We start from the raw sequence: 19,119 nt of genomic DNA, 5'->3' as shown, positions 1-19,119 counted from the left end.
CCATCCGTGGCCATCACGATCGATGGAGTTGCAACAGAAGTGCCGGCGGATGAGACACTCGCGGCGGCGATGCTGCAATCAGGGCGGCTGGATCTTCGCATCACACCCATTGGGGGCAAGCCGCGCAGCGCGTACTGCATGATGGGCGTGTGCTTCGAATGTCTCGTCACCGTCGATGACCAGCCCAATCAGCAGGCATGCATGACGCCGGTGCGACCCGGGATGCGGGTGGAGCGCGGCAGACCATGAAGCGCAACTATGACGTCGTCGTGATCGGCGCCGGACCGGCAGGCCTGGCTGCCGCAACCACTTGCGGGAATGCGAGAGCGAAGACTCTGCTGCTGGATGAGCAGCCCGCGCCCGGCGGTCAGATCTATCGCAGCATCGAACGGCCGGCAATCGCGGATCGTGAGGTTCTCGGGCCGGATTACTATCGAGGCGAAGCGTTGGTTAGAGCGCTGCGCCAGTCGCCGATCGAGTATGTCAGCTCGGCAAGCGTGTGGCAGGTCACAGCCGAACGCGAGATCGGCGTGTCGGTGAGTGGCAACTCGCGCATCGTCAATGCCAAGCACGTCATCATCGCGACCGGCGCGCAGGAACGGCCTTTCCCGATTCCGGGCTGGACGCTGCCGGGCGCGATGACGGTCGGCGCGGCGCAAATACTGCTCAAGAAATCGGGCATCGTCGCTGACGGTGCAGTTTTCGCGGGCACGGGCCCGCTGCTCTATCTCACTGCCCGCCAGTACATCCGTGCGGGAGCCAAAGTCACAGCCGTGATCGATACGACTCCGGCGCGCAACTACCGGCGTGCCCTATCGCAAGGACTCGGTGCACTGTCCGGCTTCAAATATCTGCGCAAGGGCTGGCGGTGGATACGGGAGATCAAAGCTGCCGGCGTCCCGGTCATCGGCGGAGTCGCAGAGTTGAGAGTGCGCGGTGAGGAATGCGTGAGCGGCATCGAGTACCGCAGCAATCAGCACTGGACGACGTTGCAAACGGAACATGTATTTCTGCATCAGGGCGTCGTGCCGAACATCAACCTGACGATGTCGATGCGGTGTGAGCATGCGTGGTGCGACAGGCAGATGTGCTGGCGGGTCGTAACGGACGCCTGGGGCGGCACCAGCTTGCCGGGTGTAATGGTTGCCGGTGACGCAAGTGACATCGGCGGCGCGGTGAGCGCCCAGCATCGCGGCACGCTTGCGGCACTACGAGTGCTGCAGCGTCTCGCACTCATTGACAAGCGCACTAGAGACTCCGCTGCCGCGCCTCACCTGAAAGTCCTCACGGCGGAACACCGGTTTCGCTTGTTTCTGGACGTCTTGTTCACGCCCGATGAGCAGTTCATCGAACCGCAAGATCGGCAGACGCTGGTCTGTCGCTGCGAGGAAGTCTCGGCCGAACGATTGCGAGAAACGATTGCCGTCGGCTGCCAAGGTCCCAACCAGCTCAAGAGCTTCACCCGCTGCGGCATGGGGCCGTGTCAGGGCCGGCTGTGCGGACTCACCGTCGGTCAGATGCTGGCCACCCAGCTTGCCCGGCCGATGGCCGATGTCGGCTATTACCGTTTGCGCCAACCGGTCAAGCCCATTGCCCTGGGAGAGCTGGCGGCGCTGGCTCAGCCCGAGGCCGCTGCGACCGCCCCCGCTTCATACTCGAAGGTCATGTCATCGTGAATGCAGTGCTCATCGGCGTGATCGGATTGTTGCTGGCGGGCATGCTCGTCATCGGCTGGGCCGCCTCGCGCAACCAAACGACGGCGGCGGATTTCATGATTGGCGGCCGGCGCTTCGGACTCTTCATCTCGACTGCGACGCAGATCGCGGCCACATTCGGTGGCGGCGTGATGCTCGCGCAAGTCGGAATCGGGTATCGCTGGGGTTTCGCGGTGATGGTGTACTCCAGCATCGCTGCACCGCTCGGCGTGTTTCTACTCGCACGCTACTTCGCGCGCTGGTTGCGCAGCCAGGATTTCTATACTACGACCGACTGGATGTGCCAGCAGTACGGCGAGTCCAGGCTGCTGCGTGGACTCACTTCGACCGTGGTCTCGCTCTATGCGGTGGCGGCAGCGGTCGCGCAACCGATCGCAGCGGGCAAAATTCTCAGCGTTACGACCGGCCTGCCCTTCGAGCTTTGTCTGATATTGGCGGCGGTCGTCGTCATCATCTACACGACAGCAGGCGGCATCATCGCCGTCGCCTATGCGGACGTCGCGCAAATGGCCGTGATGGTGCTGCTCATCGTCGGCCTGCTGCCACTCGCGATCATCAAGGCCGGCGGCCTCTCTGAGATATTCGCCGCCGTGCCGCCGCAGAACCTGACGCTGTTCGCGCCTGGCGATCACGTCCTGCTCGGCTGGTTCCTGGCTGTACTGCCCGCCACCATGGTGAAGCAGACCTATCACCTCCGCATCTTCGGCGCAAAGAACGAGCAGATCGCGGCGCGCGGTCTGTACAACCTCGCGCTCGCCGGCTGCTTCATCGGCGTTTGGGCTGCATTGATGGGGATGTCGATCTACGCGATCAATCCGGGGCTCGAGGATCCGGAGCACGCGACCGTATGGATCGTGCAAAACCTGTTGCCGCCGTGGCTGATGATCCTCGTTCTGGGTGCGATGGTCGCTGCCATTGCAGCGGCCGCCGACTCCGCGTTACACAGCTTCAGCAGTTCCTTCACGCGCGATATCTACCAAGTGCTGTGGAACCCGAATGCAACCGATCGGCAGCTGCGCCGAGTTTCGCAGATCAGCGTCGTCGCGGTCGGCCTGGTGGGAATCGTGATCGCGATCGCGGTGCCGGTCGTGCTCGACGCGCTGCTGCTCGGCTACAGCCTCACCGCCGCCGGCTTGTTCTTCCCGTTGATCGTAGGGCGATTCTGGAAACAAGCGACACAAGCGGGCGCGATCGCGGGGATCGTCGCGGGTGTCTCGGTCACGGTGCTGTTTCATATCGTGGGCGCGTTTGGCGACCACGTACCGGCGGTGGCGGGCGGGCTCGCGGCTTCGTTGATCGCGTTGGTGGTCGTGAGCAAGTTTCACCCTGGCACCAAAGTGCCGGTTTTACAGAGGTCATGAACGATGCTCACCTGGCTTGCGGTGCGGCCATGGCGAGCGACACGGGAGGTCACGGAAATGAGCTCTAGCGATCTGCGGGTGAGGAGTCAGACAGCAGTCGATGCATTCAAGGGACGACTACTGCGATATGTTCGCCGCCGCGGCGCCAGCAGAGAAGACGCCGAGGACGTGATCCAGGAAGCGTATCTGCGTCTGCTACGGTACTCGGCCGAACACGAAGTGCAAAGCGAGGAACGCCTGCTGCTGATAGCCGCCAAAAATCTCGCGCTGGACAGCATTCGACGCCGTCGTGCCAGAGACAAAACCGCGGTCGAATACGCCGTCATCGCAGCGGCGGCGCAGAACTGGCCTGCGCCGGATGAAGAGCTGTACTCGCAACAGTGTCTGCACAACCTGCAAGACGCCTTGGCCATGCTGCCCGAGCGCTGTCGCGAGATTTTTCTGCTCCATCGCATCGACAACCTGACCTACGGCGAAATCGCTCTTCGTTGTGGGATCAGCGCGAGCGCCGTGGAGAAACACATCGCGCGCGCGTGCCTGCTCATCGATGCACGGATCAATCCCGAAGTCGAATGCCCGCCGGTTTCGAACAAAACGCGGGGCAACCGGAGACTTCCGGACCGACGATCCGCGTAGAGTCGTAACGGCGGCCGCCGCGCCGATCTCGTCGTGTGCCGCTCGAGCGTGATGGGCCATGGATGATCCGGAGGGCAGCTGATGGGCGCGCCAGTTGAAGCCAGAACCTGGAATCCCTTCGGTGGCGACGTGTATGGGGCCCCGCCGGCCACGCACGGCTCAGGCTACAACTCGCCTGGCGCAACGTATGTAGGGTCGTCATCGGCAACGAGCGGCACCAAAGCGCCGTATTCTCAGGGATACACCTATCCCTCTACCTTCGTCACCACGGCTCACCAACCCCTGCTGCCGGATCAGATGGCGGACGAGGCTCGCGCGCTCGCCGCGAGAGCCGGCAACGCGAATCCTGACGACGCGTACGCACAGCTGATCGCGCTGAGCCGACTGACCCAGCAGGTCGACGGTCAACTGGAAACGTTGTTACAACAACCGGTCGACCTCACGGCCGCACAAGGCCAAGTCACAACGGCACAAACGAACTATTCGCAGTTTCTCGAGCAAGTCTATGACAGCCTGCCGCCCGAGCAGCGACAGCAGCTTTACTCGCTCAGTACTGCGGCCGAGCAAGCGCAAGGTCCGCAGCAACAACAAGCCTTGGTCAACTTCAATCAAGCACTGGATGCCGTGCTGACGCCCGAGCAGCGAAAGACGCTGCTTGGACTGCAACGCTCGCTCGAAGATGCGCAGGTGAACTTGCAGGGCCAGCAACTGGTCATGCGCATCCTGGATGCGCGAGCTGGCGCAGCCGCTCCTGGACCCTACGGCGGACCGGGTAGCAAAGGCGAGCAGACACTTTCGCTGGCGATGGCGGATGGCCGGGCGTTCGTGGCCCTGCGCATGCAGATCCATGCCGATCGTAAGGTGCAGGACGCTTACTCCCTGATCATCACGCCGCAGATGCGTCAGCAGCTTGCACCCGTGCAGCAGGAGTTGCTCGCAGCCACCGACATCCTCCACAGCAATCCGAACGCTGCCTGGGCGCAGACGCGCTTCGATCAGGCGAAGGCGAACTTCGATCGAGTGTTCGGCAGCATGGTGAACGGGCAGGACCGCGAGGTACTGAACAATTTCGAGACCTATCAGGGCGCCGTGCAGAACGTCGCGGCGACCCTGGGTGAAGAAGCTAACGCCGAACGCGGTTACTACGAACTGCTCTATCCTGCCAACCCACCGGCGACTGGCGGCGCCTCGGATCCGAAGGTTCTGGAACTCGCGCGCACCGAGCTCAATCTCGCCCAGCACAATCGCAACATGCGTAACCTCGCGTCGCGCGCCACGACTGACTGCAACCAAGATCTACACGAACAGGCCAACGAAGCGCTCGTTCAGTCGATCCGCATGACCGCCGACCTCAACGTCATGCGCGCTCAATACAACTACGACCAGGCTCTGCTGCAAGGTTCTCCGGCCGGCCAATCACACAACGGCTTGGCTGCCAATGGAATGACGCTCGTTTCCGATTCCACCGAGCCCACGACGGCCGGCAGCGGTGTCCTTGCTCCCGAGCAAACGATCGCTGTCGCCAAACAGCTTCTAGATACGGCCCAGCAATCTCGGCAAGAGGTCTACCTCGCGCTGACGCCTCCTCCGCCTCCTCCGAAAAAGAGCGGCTGGGATTACGCACTCGACATCGGCATGGGCGTCGGTGAAATCATCGGCGGCGTGGCGCTCGGCATCATGACGAGTTGGAGCGGCGTGGGTCTCGTGGCCAGCATCGCCATCATCGCCGATGGATCCGTGCGACTCGGCCACAGCATCTCGGACGCAGTCAACGGCACTGTGACCGATGCTCCCATCAGCGCTGGCTTGCAGAAGCTTGGCATGTCGCGCGACTGGGCCAATAGAACGGACGTCGGCATCAGCTTCGTCGCCACGGTGCCAGTGGCGATCACCGGCGCGGCGCTCACCGCAGTGCGCGCAACGAGCTTGCTCATGAAGGGCGTCAACGTGCTGGGCGGAGCACTCGTGGTGGACGGCGCACAGGCGCAGGTCCGCTATGTCGCCACCGGTGATCACTACACTCCTCTTTCGGTCCAAGGGCTAACGGCCGCGGGCCTCACACCCACTCAAGCCAATTATGTGCTGGTCGGCGGCAACTTGATTGCTGTTGGTGGAATCGCCACGGTGGCATCGGGCCGCGGGCTCACCGGTCGCTCGGAGCTGGCCTTCAAGGAGTTCAGCGCAACCGACTCAGCGCAATCGACGCGCGTCGCTGACTGGTATAGCCGAGGTGCTCCACGCGACGTGAGAAATGCGCTTGCGGCGGAGGCTCTCGGCCCGAGTGCATCCAACCGCGCCATCGCTCGTCATGCCGCTACACTTCGTGGCAAGACCTTGGTGGTCGTTCGCGACGGCAGCGCTACCACCGCGCCCAATGAGGGAATCGTGGCCTCGGCGGTGCTGAAGCTCGACTCCCGAGGTTCGCTCGGACGCGATCCGCTGGGTAACAAAGTTGGCAATAAAACAACGCAGATCGTGCACGTGGCTGGAGACGAGCTAGGCAGGAAGCAGGCGATCGCGGCGTCCGTCGTGGGCACCCAGAATTTCACGCGCCAGCTGGCGCTCAACTGGTACACCACCAGCGCCGCGGATTCGAGGATGGCGCCGGGCGCAGTCGTCGCCAATCGTCGGGTCCGGCGCGACGCGGTCGAATTATTCGAGCAAATCCCTGCTGCACAACGCCCGGATAACGTCAACGTTGCGCTCAGCTCATCGCTGTCTCAAGAAGGACAACTGCGCGCGTTGAGCGAGATTTCCACCAACGACCGCTACTCCTGGGCCGACGGTACGCAGGACCTGCACTACCAGAAAACGTTCAAACGTCCGCCGGTCGCAATCGGCAGTGAGTTTCTCGGCAAGCTCTTGCATCCCATGCATCGCGATTCGTTCGTGAGTCGGGCGAGTCGATGGGCCAATCCCACCCGGCGCGTGATCGATTGGTGGGAGACGTCCCACCGACGCATGGATATGGTGCGGATGTTCCCAGCCGAGGATGGCAGCCCGGCCATGGTGGCGATAGTGAACAAACCGCACTCGCTCAGCGAGTCCACGCTGTATGAAGTTGCGAGCGCGTACGTCGAAGGTCATCCGACGCTCGCGAGAACGCCCGAAGGCCTCAACCAGACGATGGACAAATTGCGCGGCGAGCATTTCGTCACGGTCGTGGACACCGACGGCAACGTGATCGCCGGCGGCGCGCTGTCGAGACAGTTGGATGAGACGAATGCTCCCGCGGGAACCTCGCCGCCCGGCTCTCAACCTCGCGCTCCGGCGGGTACTCACTATCTCACCCACACTTTCTCCACGCGCTTGGATGGCTGGTCGCCCCTGTGGGCTGCCGCGGACAGTGTCGCCGGCCAACGCGGCGCGCGCTACCTCGTCGCCGATGCCACGATGCCCGAGGTTCTCCTGCCGATCAGCTATGAGTTGCCTCGAGTCCAGACATTGGGTTGGGGAACACTCAACCGCACATTGCAGGGCTGGGGAGTGTTACGCAATGCCGGCGCAGCCGCGAAGAACGCGGTATCCAGCTTCGCAGCGCCGGTGACCACCCCCATCACGAGCTTTGGCCGCTGGGTAATGAGCGGCGTCAACCCATACAGCTATCCCAAAGGTATCGCGCCGGGCGCCCTGCGCAGTGGGCTGCAGAAGTTAGGTTATGCCATTCCGTACATTGCGAGCGAAGTCACGCAGACCGGCGCGGGTGCCGTGCGAGTCTCGCTCATCCCGCAAATCGCCACCGGCAATGCACACCTGGTCACCAACGATGACCGCACCGTGCTTCCGTTCAACGGTTTGCGAGGCAGCCCGTCGGCCGCTCTTTATTTCTCGTGGACGGGCACGATGGTCACGCTCTGGGGCAACGGCCCCAATCTGCGCGGCCCCATGCCGGCGGATCCCAACGGTCTGCCTCCGCTGCTGCGAGTTCGGCCAGCACTGCACGATCCGCACGGCCCCAACAGCGCGGGCCTGCTGGGCACTGCTCGACTCATCCTCGGCGGCGAGGTCAATTTAGGCATGCGCTACTTCGGAAGTAACAACGGCATCTCCGCACAGTCGACGTACTCGTTCCGTGTGGGTCGCGTGAACTCCAACGTGCGCGGCGACATACCGATCCAGTCCGGCGGCCCGAAGGGGCTGTCGCTGATCGGATCGATCACCGCATTCGCACCCAGCACCAGTCACGCCATCTACTTCGGCCCGATGGGCGTAACGTTTCGCACTACGCGAGTCACGATGGCGGGAAGCACTCAAACGTCCATGCTGGATTCGGCCGCGCAGGCCAGCGGCTATCGCGTGGGCTCGCACCACACGCTGGGCGCGACGGATGTTTCGGGAGGAAGCGGCTTCTATCTGACGATGAATCCGGCGTACGGCGATCCAGATTTCCGGCCGGGGTGAGCGGCGACCATCACCTGCGGTGCACGGCGGAAACGGTGACGATATCAGCGGTGAAGAAGCCAACTCATGAGGACGACGAACTCGTGCGTGCCGAGGCCGCCGTGTGGCTGGCACGGCTTCGATCCGACCAAGCATCGCCACAGATGCAACGCAGCTTCACGGCCTGGCTCGCGGACGATCCTTCTCACGCAGCCGCGTTTCTTCGTCTCATGAGAACGTGGACCGCGGCAGGCAGCTTGAGAAGAAGGTGAGACAGAAACGCTTTAGAGGGCCACCGAGGCCAGCGTATTCACCCGGATCGTCGGCACCAGTTCCTGATAAGACAACACCGGCACGCGCCACAGCTCGATCTCGGTGAGCTTGCGCAAATGTGGCCGCAACTCCAGCAGCGTGAGCAGAACCACCGCTGTCGGCGCGTCGTTCGCTTCTACAAACGGCTGTAACACCCGGCGAATCTGCGCGGCGATCTGTTGGCTGGTCGCCGGGTTGAGCATCAATATCGTGCCTGCCGGCGTCTGCCGCAACGCCTGCCGCATCTGCTCCTCGACAGTGGGATGCAGCACAATCGCCGACAGCGAACCATCCGCGTTGGCGAAACGATGCGATATGTACCGTGACAGGGTGGTGCGCACATATTCGGTCACGAGCGCGGTGTCTTTCTCGCGGGGCGCCCACTCGATGAGGCCATGCGCGATCTCGCGCAGATTGCGGATCGAAATATCTTCGTGCACGAGGCGTTTGAGCACGTCGGTCAACCGCGGCAGCGGTACGTTACGCTGCAGCTCGCGCTCGAGGTCTGGATATTCGTCCGCCAGACGACGCAGTAACAGTTGCGCCTCCTGGATCCCGATGAACTCGTCCGCATGCGTCCGCATGACACGCAAGAGGTTCTGCGCAAGCATGTGCTCGGCAGCTGGCTGATTCGCGTTCGGCGCCGAACGCTGGCCAACTGGTATCGGCGACGTCTGCTTGAACTGTGGCTGCGCACCGGCGTTGACGTGCCCCGTCATGGCGCCAAGCCGGTTGCGGCTGTTAAGCGTGTCGCGCCACACAGGAATCTCATTGATGGAAATCGTGTATGCGCCGTGCGCAAGCGCGGCTTGCTGGCGCATGACGATGCCGGGGAACGGCACACCCAGATCGCTCTCGAGACTGTGACGAACTCGCCGCAGCTCCAAATCCAGCCGCTGAGGCGCGATGAGTCGCTCGATGCCCGAGCCGACTTCCACCAGCACGGGCACGGTCAGCGCATGGTCGCTCGTATCGAGCCATGGCCGCACGATGTTCGTACCGGCCCGCTGCATCGAAGGCATGGGTGTTTCACCCGCCGTGCTATAGCGGCGCCGGCCAGGCAGCAATGTGTACCCCAGAAATCCGACGGCCACTGCCAGCACCAGGAACTGCACTTTCGGGAAGCCCGGCACCATCATCAGGCCCACGACCACGACCGCGGCAATCAGCAGCGCACGCGGATGGACGCGAATCTGCTCCACGATCTCATTGCCAAGGCCGACGCCCTGCCGTCGGCTCGGGTCGGCGACGCGTGTGATCAGCACGCCGGCGGCAATCGAGACGAACAACGAGGGGATCTGCGAGACCAACGCATCGCCGATCGTGAGCACCGAGTAGGTATCCAGCGCGGTGCCGAGATCCATGCCCTTGCGCAGCGTGCCGACGCATAGACCGGCGATGATGTTGACCGCCGCGATGATCAGCGCTGCGATTGCATCGCCTTTGACGAACTTCATCGCGCCGTCCATGGCGCCGTACAGATGACTCTCACGCTCGAGCTCGCTGCGACGAAGACGCGCCTCGTCCTTGTCGATCAATCCGGCCCGCAGATCGGCGTCGATGCTCATCTGCTTGCCGGGCATCGCATCCAACGTGAACCGTGCGCCGACCTCGGCGACGCGCTCCGCGCCTTTTGCGATCACGATGAACTGCACGATGGCGATGATGAGGAAGACGACGAGCCCGACGATGATGTCGCCCCCCACGACCAGGTTGCCGAAGGTGAAGATGATCTCGCCGGCGTCGGCGTGCAGCAGGATCTGCCGGGTCGCGGCGATATTGAGGGACAGACGAAACAACGTCGTGAACAGCAGCAGCGAAGGGAACGTCGAGAGTCCGAGCGGTGAGCTGATATACAGCGACACCATCAACAGGATGACCGAGGCGGCCAGATTGATCGCGATCAAGGTGTCGAGCATGAAGGGCTGCAGCGGCAGGATCATGAGGCCGATCACCGCCACGACCAGCAGCGCCAGCAGCAGATCGTGCTGTCGGAGCAAGCTCCGCCAGACAGAGCTCTTGGATGCGACCATTACGCTTGCCATAGGCTGAACTCCAATACGAAATTACTCGGCGCCAGTGCCTCACGGCCTGCCGAGGTCGCGCGCCCAGCGTAGAACCGCGGCCACGGGCTGGATGAGCTCCTCGGGAATGTATTGATCGACGGGCGCGTCGGCACGCAGCCGCCGTGCCAGATCGACGTCGTGAACGATCGGAATGCCTTCTTCCTCGGCGACTCGGCGAATCGCGCGAGCCAGGTCCCCTTCCCCTTTCGCAACGACGACGGGCAGATCCGTCTCGCCTTCCTGGTAATAAAGCGCGACTGCGATGTGCGTCGGATTGACCACCACGACACTGGCCTTGCGCACATCCGCCAACATGCCGGCTTCGGCGGCTTCGCGATGCAATTGCCGGCGGCGACGGCGGATGTGGGGATCGCCCTCCATCTCCTTGTGTTCGCGCCGCACCTCCTGGACGCTCATGCGATTGCGGCGCAGGAACTGCCACTTTTGATACCACAGGTCGAACGCAGCGATGGCGATGAAGCACACGACCGCAGACCAGCACAGGATCTCCACCAACTGAAATGCCAGCGGCAGGATGCCGGAGAGCGGCAGCAAGTGAGATTGCAAGAGCGTCGGCAATGCACTGCGCGTCGTGAACCACACGACCGCGGCGAGCACGGCAGCCTTGAGCAGGAGCTTGAGCAGTTCGACCAGCGTGCGGGTCGAAAAAACGCGCTTCGCGCCCGCGATCGGATCCACTCGCGACAGCTTCGGCTTCACCTGCTCGCCGGAGAATACCGGCCCGACTTGCAGGAACCCGATCAACGCCGCGATCACGGCGAGAGTGAGCACGATCGGCACGGTCAACCAGATGACCTCGAGCAACATCTGCGAAGTCCACTGCCCTAACAATTTTGTATCGTCGAGGGCGCGGAAATCGGCGCTCGCGGCGCGCTCCAGAATGCGGTTCAACCGATCGATCATGTGCTCCCCAGCAAGCAGCATGAAGCAGACTCCGCTGATGACAGCCGCGGTCGCCGGCACGTCGGCGCTTCTCGCAACTTCACCTCTGCGCCGCAGATCGCGCAACCGCTTCTTTGTCGGTGGCTCCGTCTTCGCTTCATTCGTCTTCTGCTCTCTCATCGCCACGCCTCCTGCAGCTGGCGCAGCGAGTCGCTGAAGTCCGCCAGCGGCAGCGGTGCCGCACCGCTTGCTATCACCATCCCGTACAACAACAGCATCAGCACGAGCGCGAGCACTTTCAACGGCAGCACTACGAAGAAGACATTCAGCATCGGAGCGAAACGCGACAGCAGGCCGACTGCAATCTCGATCAGCAGCATCATGATCAAGAAGGGTGCAGCAACTTTCAGAGCAATCGCCAGCAGCTCAGCCAGAGCTCGCAGCATCAGCTCCACCAACAGCGGGCTCGCCACCGTCGGGAGCATGCTGGACACGGGCCACACGACGTAGCTCTCGAACAGCAGCCCGATCAGCGCCAGCAGTCCGCCGGTGACCAGGAACAGCACCGTAAATAAGCGCATCAGGAACGTGCCGAGCAGCGATTCCTCCTGCCCGGTCAATGGATCGATCGTGGCGGCGAACGCGAGGCCGGACTGGTAGTCGATCATCACGCCGGCTACGTACAGCGCCCAGAAGCCGACGCTCGCGAGCAGCCCGAGCGCAAGACCGATCGCCGCTTCCTTGGCCAGATAGATCGGAACGCTCGCCAGTGGCAGCGAGGTGAGCGCATCGTCCGCGAACGCGAGCGGCAACAGGGCGAACGCCAGCCCAGCGACGAACACCGTGCGCACGACCACTGGAATGCCGCTGCTGGCAAATAACGGAATAATGGAGAAGGTCACGAGCATTCGGGACATGAGCAGCGCCATTACCATGAAGATCGACTGCCATTGCTCCTCTGGATCGAACACCCGTAACCCTCACTTGATGTCGGCGATCGCGAGGAACAGCTGTTCGGTGAAGTTCATCAGCTCCGCGCCGAGCCATACCGAGGTGAGTGCGATCGCGGCCATGGTTGCGAGCAGCTTGATCCCGAATGAGATCGTCTGGTCCTGAACCTGTGTCACCGCCTGCAGCACGGCGATCACCAGCCCGACGATACTTGCCACCAGCACCGGCGGCAGCGTCAGCCACAGAACCAGTAGCAGCGCTTGCTTGACGTAGGTAACGAGTGCGGCGAGCTCCATCACGGCTCCTCGAATCGGGGTGCCTTGCGCGATCGGTTCATCGAGCTTCCAATAGCAGACGACATCGGCCCGTGCTCAGCGATAAGTCAGGATCAGTCCGTGGATCAGCTTCGCCCAACCGTCGAGCAGCACGAACAGCAACAGCTTCAGCGGCACCGAGACGACGGTCGGAGAGAACATCACCATTCCGAGCGCGACCAGCACGTTGGCGACGACCAGATCGACGATGACGAACGCCAGATAGATAATGAAGCCGATCTTGAACGCGGCCGTGAGCTCGCTGACCGTGAACGCGGGCACCAGCACCATCAGGTCATCGTTTCGCAGCGCCTTCGCCTGCTCCTCCGGCCACAATTTGTTTGCTGACTGTACGAAGAACTCGCGCTCGCGCGGCTGCGCATGCTTCCCCAGAAACTGCTGTAACGGCGCGCGTGCATCGGAGATGATGCCGAACAGCGCTTTGGGCTCCAGGGTGCCGGTGGTCATGCGCGCCTGCGCGGCATCCGCAAGCTGCAGTGCCAGCGGCGCCATGATGTAAATCGACAGCACCAGCGCCAATCCGTTGAGCACCAGGTTCGGCGGAATCTGCTGCAGCCCGAGCGCATTGCGAACCAGCGACAGCACGATCACGAGCTTTGCAAACGAAGTCACCATGATCGCAATGAACGGCGCCAACGCCAGAAAACCTAGCGTCAGCAGGACAACGACCGGATCCGGCGTGTTCAGCATGGGCCGTTCGGTTGTGCTGCTTCTCGCCGTACCGCGTCGGGCCGAGCCGCATCCGGATGATTTTCGTCCGACTCGTGCGGGGCCGTGATCGTGCCGATGCGAACGCCGAGACGTTTGCCAACAGCGATCAGCGTACCTTCGGCGATGCGCCGACCGGCCAGGCGCAGCGCCACCGTCGCGGTTGCGACGTCCTGCTGCAGCTCAACGATGTGACCGGGCTGCAGCCGCTCGAGATCCACGATCTTGAGGTGAAGCTCGCCAAGGTCGAACGTGACGGGTACATCCAGCTGCCATCGCTGCGAGTCCATCGGCTGTGCTCCTGTTGATGCATGCAGTGCGGACGAATATTCCGGTTGAAGCGTCGAGCTCGTTGCCGTGTCGATTCTGAGATCCTCGGCGGTGACGATTCGCAGCGAATGCCGCTGCGCTCGGCCTCGCCAGAGACATCGACCCGCCGAAGCGTGCAGTTCAACTGCGATACCGTCTCGCGCGATGCTGCCGCTTTCGATCCATACGACGTCTCCGGGTCGCAGATCTTGCAGCGAGTGCGCGGCGATACTCGAGTGGCCGAGCGAGAGCCGTAGCGGTACACGCAAGCTCAGGCGAGCACGAGTCGACTGGGCATCGATCGGCAACAGGCCGTGGAGCCACTTCAAGCCCAGCCAGTTTTCGAACAAGAGACAGCCCGTCGACTGCGTACCCTCACTACGCCGACGCAACACGAACGGCAGTCGGCAGGGCCAATCGGGAAGCTGCTCAACGTTCCAATGCAACGCGCGCAGCTCCAGAGCATTCGCCAGTGCTGGAACGCGCGTGAGGGCACGAGCGACGAGTCGATGCACCGCCAGGTCTCGCAATGGCGCGGGCATGAGAGTGAACGGCTCGCCGACGAGCAGCGGGTCGAGCGCGGCGAACGAGTCGAGAGCCACAACGGCACGATGCATTCCGGCACCCACCTCCGCGGCGACATGCCAGTGAGCGGCAGCACTGTCGAGCCAGTTGAGCTCGAACTCGTCGGCGCCAATGTGGAAAACGGGCGCGCCCCGCCGAGTCAACCATTCATTCAACGCATCGCGAGTCGCCGCATCTATGGTGAAAAGCGCGTCATCGATGCAGCTGAGCTGCCAGATTTCCTCATCCGCTTCGCGATGCATGGGCTCCAGCTCTTCCAGGTCGCGCGCGCTATTCACTTCGAGTCCCCCGAAGGATCGCCGTCGCAATGGAGCCCGGGCGCACCATCAACGACAACTACATCCACGCTCAGGTGACTGCTGCCCATGGCCGCGAGCAGACTGGCTCGCTGCGATGTCATCAGCCGCAATGCAGTCTGCGTTCGTGCATAGAGTCGAACGGTCAGATGCGCGCCTTCGCGAACGATTTCCGCGGCCGCGCCCGGCAGCACGTGATCGAGCATCAAGACGATGCGCTGACACTTGATGCTCTTCTCGCCGACGTACAGTGCTGAGCACGCACGCTCCAGCAAGGTGACGAGCTCGGTGCTCGACTCGGATCGCGAATCCGATAGCGCATGGCCGGTGTCACCGGACAGCGCTCCTGCGGCCCGCGGATGAAAGGCATGCGAAGGCGTCGGCTCCTGCAGCGCTCGGCGAAAGCGACTCTGCAACAGTGGATCGCCCGGACGCGACGGCACACCCGTAACAGAGTGCGTTGGCACCGTCATTGCTCGCTCAACCGTTTTGGAGTAATCCATTGCCGATCTCACTGTCGAGTGGGCCAGGTCATACCGCCGCGCGCCGCGGCACCGAGCCTGCAATGGCCTCGTCTTGCGCACGTGAATCGTCCAGCGCAACTCGCTGGACCACCCGCTGCCGTTGCATGTCCTGCAGCTGCTGCCGCAAGGCTTGTACTCGTTGCTCGGCCTTCAGCAGCCGTTGCCGAACTTGATCGACTTTCTCAGCCGCTTGCTCGCGACGAATCGAAGCCTCCGCACGAGCTTGCATCGCATCCTCCTGCCAGGCGCTCAGAGCTACGTGCGACAAGTTGTAGTCCTGCCCATGCTGCAACACACCGTCTCGATGCAGCCACTGCTGCCATTCGTGTTCCCAAAGCACTCGCTGCCTGGCGATCTGCGCAAGTTCGCTGTCGATGCTGGCGAGCTCTTCATCGACCAGCGCGAGCGCCGCGCGCTGGCGTGCGAACTCGTCCTGCAAACGCCGCAGTCGTATCTCACGAATCTCCAGCAGATTGCGCAGCTGTTCCATCAGCGACTCAAAGCCCAGCGCAGTTGCAAGACGGTGTCATCCATCGACGATTGTTCGAGGTGATCCTGGCGTAGAAACTGCAGCAGCCCCTCGCGACAGCGCAACGCCTTGTCCGCCGCAGGATCCGCGCCGTCTCGGTATTCGCCGATCTGCACCAGCATCTGGACAGAGTCGTACTTGGCCAGCTGGCTACAGGCTTGCGCGGCAAGTTCGCGTCGCTGCGCATCGACGACCTGTGGCATCACGCGGCTGCAGCTGGCGAGCACATTGATCGCCGGGTAATGACCTGCCGAGGCCAGCTTATTCGACAGCACGATGTGTCCATCGAGCGTCGCGCGCACTTCTTCGCCGATGGGATCGCCGGCCTCGTCGTCGTCGACCAGCACCGCATAGAACGCCGTGATCGAGCCGTTCGCACCCTGCCCTGCTCGCTCGAACAACCGAGGCAACGCTGTAAACGTCGAGGGTGGATAACCGCGCCGCGTCGGTGGCTCGCCAGCGGCGAGGCCGATCTCTCTCAGAGCTCGTGCATATCGCGTCACTGAATCCACGAGCAGCAGTACGCGAGCACCTTGATCACGAAAATACTCGGCGATCGCCGTCGCCACGTTGGCAGCTTTGGCACGCTCGATGGCGGGGCGATCGGACGTTGCGACTACATAGACGCAGTTGCGGTCAGCATTGGTTTCCCGCAGTGAGCGCAAGAACTCACCGACTTCACGGCCGCGCTCGCCGATGAGTCCAACGACAGTCACATCTGCGCTCGTGCCACGCGCAATCATGCTGAGCAGCGTGCTCTTGCCAGCACCCGAAGGGGCGAAGATACCGACGCGCTGCCCCTCACCGCACGTCAACAATCCATCAATGACCCGCACGCCCGTTTGCAAACGATGTGTCACTGGCTGACGTGACAACGCATTCGGCGCTGGCGCGCGCACGGGGTACTCCGCGACCGCTTCATATGCACCGTTCCCGTCGGCAGGCTCGCCAAAACCGTCGAGTACCCGACCGATCAAGGCGGGCCCGACTCTTACGGTCTGCACGCGACCAAGGTTGACCATCTCCGTTTGCGCCGAGATGCCGTCGAGGTCGCCGAAGGGCAGCAACACAGTCTCCTGCTTGGAAACACCGATCACCTCCGCGCGTAGCGACCAGGTGCTGCCCGGGTTTCTCAGCTCGCACAGATCTCCGATTCGTGCCGCGAGGCCCGCGGCCCGGACGAGCGTACCGACCGCATCGACGACCCGGCCGCGCGCTTCCATCGGCGCAACGTCCGAGAGTGCGTGGTCCAACGCGGCGGCCAGATAGTCCACTCGCAAGTGCTTTTGACTGTTGCTCGCCATCGCTCACTCTCGCGCCGCCGCGGCGGCGACTCGTCTATCGATGAAGGCGCTCATCAGCCCGCGCCGCACAGCTGCCAGCTGCACGTCCAGGCTCGCATCGATCGCGCCGAATTCGCTTTCGAGAATGCACGTGCCGGGCGCAGCGGCGGGATCCTTGAGCAGGTCGATGAACTCGACATCCGGGAACTCACGCAGCACACCCGCGAGCCACTGATTGATTGCATCGAACTGCACGGCTGCCACGCGCAGGCGCAATTGCTTGCGATGGCGCGCTTCACCGAGCACTCGCCGAATCAGCTGCTCCATCAGCCCTCGCTCGTCGATCTGGCCGAGGATCTGTTGCAAGGCGCTCATGACGGTGTTGACGATGCGCGGTTCCAAACGAAGGAACGCCAGCTCCATCTCCGCCACGGTTTCAACGACGGTCGCGGAGAACTCGGTGCGGGCCTCTTGCGACCCAGCTTCGTAACCTTCGCGGCGCGCTGCTTCGACTTGGTCATGCATTTCCGCTTTGATCGTCTCGGCATGCCGCTGCGCTGCCATGACGATCTCCTGCGCTGTGATCAACGCGGAAAATTCCTCGCCCTTGACCACGGCAGCGGTTGCGGCCGCGAGCTTTCGCTTGTCGATCGCGACCGTCATGCTCAGCATCGCGCTGCTCCTGCCTCGAACGAACCTGATTCGAACAACCAGCTCCAGTGCGGGGCCGCTCGAGAGATCACGCCGATGACCAGCTGGGTCAGACCGATACGTAGCGGCTCCGTCAACAGCGGTTGGCGCGGCAACTCCCAATCTCGGGGAAAACGCATCCGCAGCCGGCCGATCACACCGGTGGCGTGACTCGGCAGGGCTGTCATCAGCAGGGCGACGCTGGTTCTTTCCCACACTGCGCGTCTCGGCCAGACCTCCCTCTCGAGGACGGGAAAATGCGGGGGCAACGGGCCGGTCCAGCTCACCGCGAAGGCATGCGCTTCTGATCCCATGCAACTGCGGATTGCGCTCACGTCCGTTTGCCGGATCGCGCGCCTGAGCTTTTCACGCTGCAGCGTTGCCGAAACGAGGCCAGCGATGCGCGTCAAGGTTGCGACATCGAGTAAGGCCAGTCGTTTGGCGGGATCGAAGAAATCGCAGTCGAAATACTGATCCAGCTGCTCCCGGCGCAGCAACTCGGTCGATAGCGCCCGGATCCACAGCGGCGAAGCATGCAGCTCACGCGCTTCCTCCCCGGTTGGCATCGCGTATCCCAGCGGCGCGAACCAGCTCGCATGCGCATACGTGGCAGCATACAAATTGAATGCCAGCTGCAGATCGAACAGCCGCTGTTCCTGATCGGCCGCTGCGGTTTCCATCGCGACATCCGGCGCCGAGGAGTCATGCGGCCTGGCGTTCATCGCTGGGCACCTCCATGCCATCGGGCACCTCGCCTGTACGGCGCATGCGGCTTCGTTCGATCCAGCGCGTCACCGCTTCGCGTACGCGAGTCGCGTGCAGCAGCATGACGGTGAGCAGAGCCACGAAAATCCAGGGCACGATGAACACGATCCACAGCGTCAGCACGCTGCTCGAAGCGACCAGCGCACCGAAGAACCGCGTGACGGGCACCTGTGCCGGCGGCGTAATCGTCGCGCGTGCAGGAAACAAACTTACCGAGACACCATCCGCGCTCAAGCCTTCCACGCTGCGCACCACCAGGTCCTTCACGGCCGGCACGACCAGTTGCATGTTGATGTCGGCACGGTGTTTCAAGAACACCGATGCGGAGGATGGCTCGGCCGCGGCCTGGAATGGATCGCTCGCGGGCACGACGATGTGAACTCGTGCCACCAGCACGCCGTCGATCTGCGACAGCGTCTTGGCCAACTCCTGCTGCAACCCGTAGATGAAACGAATGCGCTCTTCGGTGGGCGAGGACACGAGACTGTTGCGTGCGAAGACCTCGCCAAGATTGCTGTAGTGCTCGGAGGGCTGAGCATCGGCGCGCAGCAACTCGATCGCCGTGGCAATCTCCGCCTCGGGCACCAGGACGCTGAAGGTTCCCTCCTCGCCCGCACGCTTTTGCGCATCGACGCCACCCTTGATGAGCGTCAACAGCACGTCGTTCGCTTCCGCCTCGGACAATTGCGTGTAGATCGGTTGCTTGCAAGCGGCTAGCGCTGCCAGGCAAAGCATCAACAGACAAGTCGATGCGCATCTTCGCAGCATCAC

The 19,119-nt window shown here is 62.9% G+C and carries 18 protein-coding genes; 6 read left to right on the top strand and 12 right to left on the bottom strand.

The window, feature by feature from the left end; genetic code table 11:
- Nucleotides 1–6 precede the first annotated feature (6 nt).
- The 6 genes from EK373_RS22595 (at nucleotide 7) to EK373_RS34390 (ending at nucleotide 8,364) form a co-directional block, all read left to right on the top strand.
- Nucleotides 7–249: a (2Fe-2S)-binding protein gene (locus EK373_RS22595; RefSeq protein WP_198683553.1), complete on the top strand. Its 243-nt coding sequence runs from the start codon at nucleotides 7–9 to the stop codon at nucleotides 247–249.
- A complete protein-coding gene (locus EK373_RS22590; RefSeq protein ID WP_129646196.1) occupies nucleotides 246–1,676 on the top strand; it encodes an FAD-dependent oxidoreductase in 1,431 nt (476 codons plus the stop codon). Before EK373_RS22595 ends, EK373_RS22590 begins: the two co-directional genes overlap by 4 nt.
- Complete coding sequence (locus tag EK373_RS22585) at nucleotides 1,673–3,076, top strand: sodium:solute symporter family protein (RefSeq protein WP_129646194.1); 1,404 nt, start codon at nucleotides 1,673–1,675, stop codon at nucleotides 3,074–3,076. The genes EK373_RS22590 and EK373_RS22585 overlap by 4 nt, the downstream gene beginning before the upstream one ends.
- A gap of 57 nt (nucleotides 3,077–3,133) precedes the next feature.
- Complete coding sequence (locus tag EK373_RS22580) at nucleotides 3,134–3,712, top strand: RNA polymerase sigma factor (RefSeq protein WP_157994494.1); 579 nt, start codon at nucleotides 3,134–3,136, stop codon at nucleotides 3,710–3,712.
- 81 nt (nucleotides 3,713–3,793) lie between these two features.
- Nucleotides 3,794–8,113 (top strand): hypothetical protein, encoded by a 4,320-nt coding sequence (locus EK373_RS33140; RefSeq protein ID WP_157994493.1) that lies wholly within the window; start codon nucleotides 3,794–3,796, stop codon nucleotides 8,111–8,113.
- Nucleotides 8,110–8,364, top strand: a complete 255-nt coding sequence (locus EK373_RS34390; RefSeq protein ID WP_407676213.1) for a FecR/PupR family sigma factor regulator — start codon at nucleotides 8,110–8,112, stop codon at nucleotides 8,362–8,364. The genes EK373_RS33140 and EK373_RS34390 overlap by 4 nt, the downstream gene beginning before the upstream one ends.
- Nucleotides 8,365–8,376: 12 nt before the next feature.
- Here the strand turns inward: EK373_RS34390 and sctV are convergent, their stop codons facing one another.
- From sctV to sctJ, 12 genes are all read right to left on the bottom strand, one after another.
- Entirely contained in the window at nucleotides 8,377–10,449 is a 2,073-nt protein-coding gene (gene sctV, locus EK373_RS22570; protein ID WP_129646190.1) for a type III secretion system export apparatus subunit SctV, read from the bottom strand.
- 39 nt (nucleotides 10,450–10,488) lie between these two features.
- A complete protein-coding gene (sctU, locus tag EK373_RS22565) occupies nucleotides 10,489–11,553 on the bottom strand; it encodes a type III secretion system export apparatus subunit SctU (RefSeq protein ID WP_129646188.1) in 1,065 nt (354 codons plus the stop codon).
- Nucleotides 11,550–12,344 carry a type III secretion system export apparatus subunit SctT gene (sctT, locus tag EK373_RS22560; RefSeq protein WP_129646186.1) on the bottom strand — a complete coding sequence of 265 codons (795 nt, stop codon included), beginning with the start codon at nucleotides 12,342–12,344 and terminating at the stop codon, nucleotides 11,550–11,552. The genes sctU and sctT overlap by 4 nt, the downstream gene beginning before the upstream one ends.
- A gap of 9 nt (nucleotides 12,345–12,353) precedes the next feature.
- A complete protein-coding gene (gene sctS, locus EK373_RS22555; protein ID WP_129646184.1) occupies nucleotides 12,354–12,620 on the bottom strand; it encodes a type III secretion system export apparatus subunit SctS in 267 nt (88 codons plus the stop codon).
- Between the two features lie 75 nt (nucleotides 12,621–12,695).
- Complete coding sequence (gene sctR / locus EK373_RS22550) at nucleotides 12,696–13,349, bottom strand: type III secretion system export apparatus subunit SctR (protein WP_129646182.1); 654 nt, start codon at nucleotides 13,347–13,349, stop codon at nucleotides 12,696–12,698.
- On the bottom strand, nucleotides 13,343–14,539 hold the full coding sequence (locus EK373_RS22545) for a FliM/FliN family flagellar motor switch protein (protein WP_129646180.1): 1,197 nt from the start codon (nucleotides 14,537–14,539) through the stop codon (nucleotides 13,343–13,345). Before EK373_RS22545 ends, sctR begins: the two co-directional genes overlap by 7 nt.
- Complete coding sequence (locus EK373_RS22540; protein WP_129646178.1) at nucleotides 14,536–15,060, bottom strand: hypothetical protein; 525 nt, start codon at nucleotides 15,058–15,060, stop codon at nucleotides 14,536–14,538. The genes EK373_RS22545 and EK373_RS22540 overlap by 4 nt, the downstream gene beginning before the upstream one ends.
- Before the next feature lie 28 nt (nucleotides 15,061–15,088).
- On the bottom strand, nucleotides 15,089–15,571 hold the full coding sequence (locus EK373_RS22535; protein WP_129646176.1) for a hypothetical protein: 483 nt from the start codon (nucleotides 15,569–15,571) through the stop codon (nucleotides 15,089–15,091).
- Nucleotides 15,571–16,914 (bottom strand): FliI/YscN family ATPase, encoded by a 1,344-nt coding sequence (locus EK373_RS22530; protein ID WP_129646174.1) that lies wholly within the window; start codon nucleotides 16,912–16,914, stop codon nucleotides 15,571–15,573. The genes EK373_RS22535 and EK373_RS22530 overlap by 1 nt, the downstream gene beginning before the upstream one ends.
- A 3-nt stretch (nucleotides 16,915–16,917) precedes the next feature.
- Nucleotides 16,918–17,565: a type III secretion system stator protein SctL gene (gene sctL, locus EK373_RS22525; RefSeq protein ID WP_129646172.1), complete on the bottom strand. Its 648-nt coding sequence runs from the start codon at nucleotides 17,563–17,565 to the stop codon at nucleotides 16,918–16,920.
- Entirely contained in the window at nucleotides 17,559–18,305 is a 747-nt protein-coding gene (locus EK373_RS22520; RefSeq protein ID WP_157994491.1) for a SctK family type III secretion system sorting platform protein, read from the bottom strand. Before EK373_RS22520 ends, sctL begins: the two co-directional genes overlap by 7 nt.
- On the bottom strand, nucleotides 18,286–19,116 hold the full coding sequence (gene sctJ / locus EK373_RS22515; RefSeq protein WP_232831222.1) for a type III secretion system inner membrane ring lipoprotein SctJ: 831 nt from the start codon (nucleotides 19,114–19,116) through the stop codon (nucleotides 18,286–18,288). Before sctJ ends, EK373_RS22520 begins: the two co-directional genes overlap by 20 nt.
- Between the last annotated feature and the right edge of the window lie 3 nt (nucleotides 19,117–19,119).

The organism is Peristeroidobacter agariperforans (genome assembly GCF_004138335.1).
Lineage (GTDB): Bacteria > Pseudomonadota > Gammaproteobacteria > Steroidobacterales > Steroidobacteraceae > Steroidobacter > Steroidobacter agariperforans.
This window is presented reverse-complemented; position numbering and strand designations above follow the sequence as displayed.

Excerpts from the sequence above, each read along its gene's own strand:
- EK373_RS22580 (WP_157994494.1), top strand. The coding sequence starts at position 3,134 with ATGAGCTCTAGCGATCTGCGGGTGAGGAGTCAGACAGCAGTCGATGCA.
- EK373_RS22540 (WP_129646178.1), bottom strand. The coding sequence starts at position 15,060 with ATGGATTACTCCAAAACGGTTGAGCGAGCAATGACGGTGCCAACGCAC.
- EK373_RS22530 (WP_129646174.1), bottom strand. The coding sequence starts at position 16,914 with ATGGCGAGCAACAGTCAAAAGCACTTGCGAGTGGACTATCTGGCCGCC.
- EK373_RS33140 (WP_157994493.1), top strand. The coding sequence starts at position 3,794 with ATGGGCGCGCCAGTTGAAGCCAGAACCTGGAATCCCTTCGGTGGCGAC.
- EK373_RS22590 (WP_129646196.1), top strand. The coding sequence starts at position 246 with ATGAAGCGCAACTATGACGTCGTCGTGATCGGCGCCGGACCGGCAGGC.
- sctS (WP_129646184.1), bottom strand. The coding sequence starts at position 12,620 with ATGGAGCTCGCCGCACTCGTTACCTACGTCAAGCAAGCGCTGCTACTG.
- sctU (WP_129646188.1), bottom strand. The coding sequence starts at position 11,553 with ATGAGAGAGCAGAAGACGAATGAAGCGAAGACGGAGCCACCGACAAAG.
- sctL (WP_129646172.1), bottom strand. The coding sequence starts at position 17,565 with ATGCTGAGCATGACGGTCGCGATCGACAAGCGAAAGCTCGCGGCCGCA.
- EK373_RS22520 (WP_157994491.1), bottom strand. The coding sequence starts at position 18,305 with ATGAACGCCAGGCCGCATGACTCCTCGGCGCCGGATGTCGCGATGGAA.
- sctR (WP_129646182.1), bottom strand. The coding sequence starts at position 13,349 with ATGCTGAACACGCCGGATCCGGTCGTTGTCCTGCTGACGCTAGGTTTT.
- sctJ (WP_232831222.1), bottom strand. The coding sequence starts at position 19,116 with ATGCTGCGAAGATGCGCATCGACTTGTCTGTTGATGCTTTGCCTGGCA.
- sctV (WP_129646190.1), bottom strand. The coding sequence starts at position 10,449 with ATGGCAAGCGTAATGGTCGCATCCAAGAGCTCTGTCTGGCGGAGCTTG.
- EK373_RS22535 (WP_129646176.1), bottom strand. The coding sequence starts at position 15,571 with ATGGAACAGCTGCGCAATCTGCTGGAGATTCGTGAGATACGACTGCGG.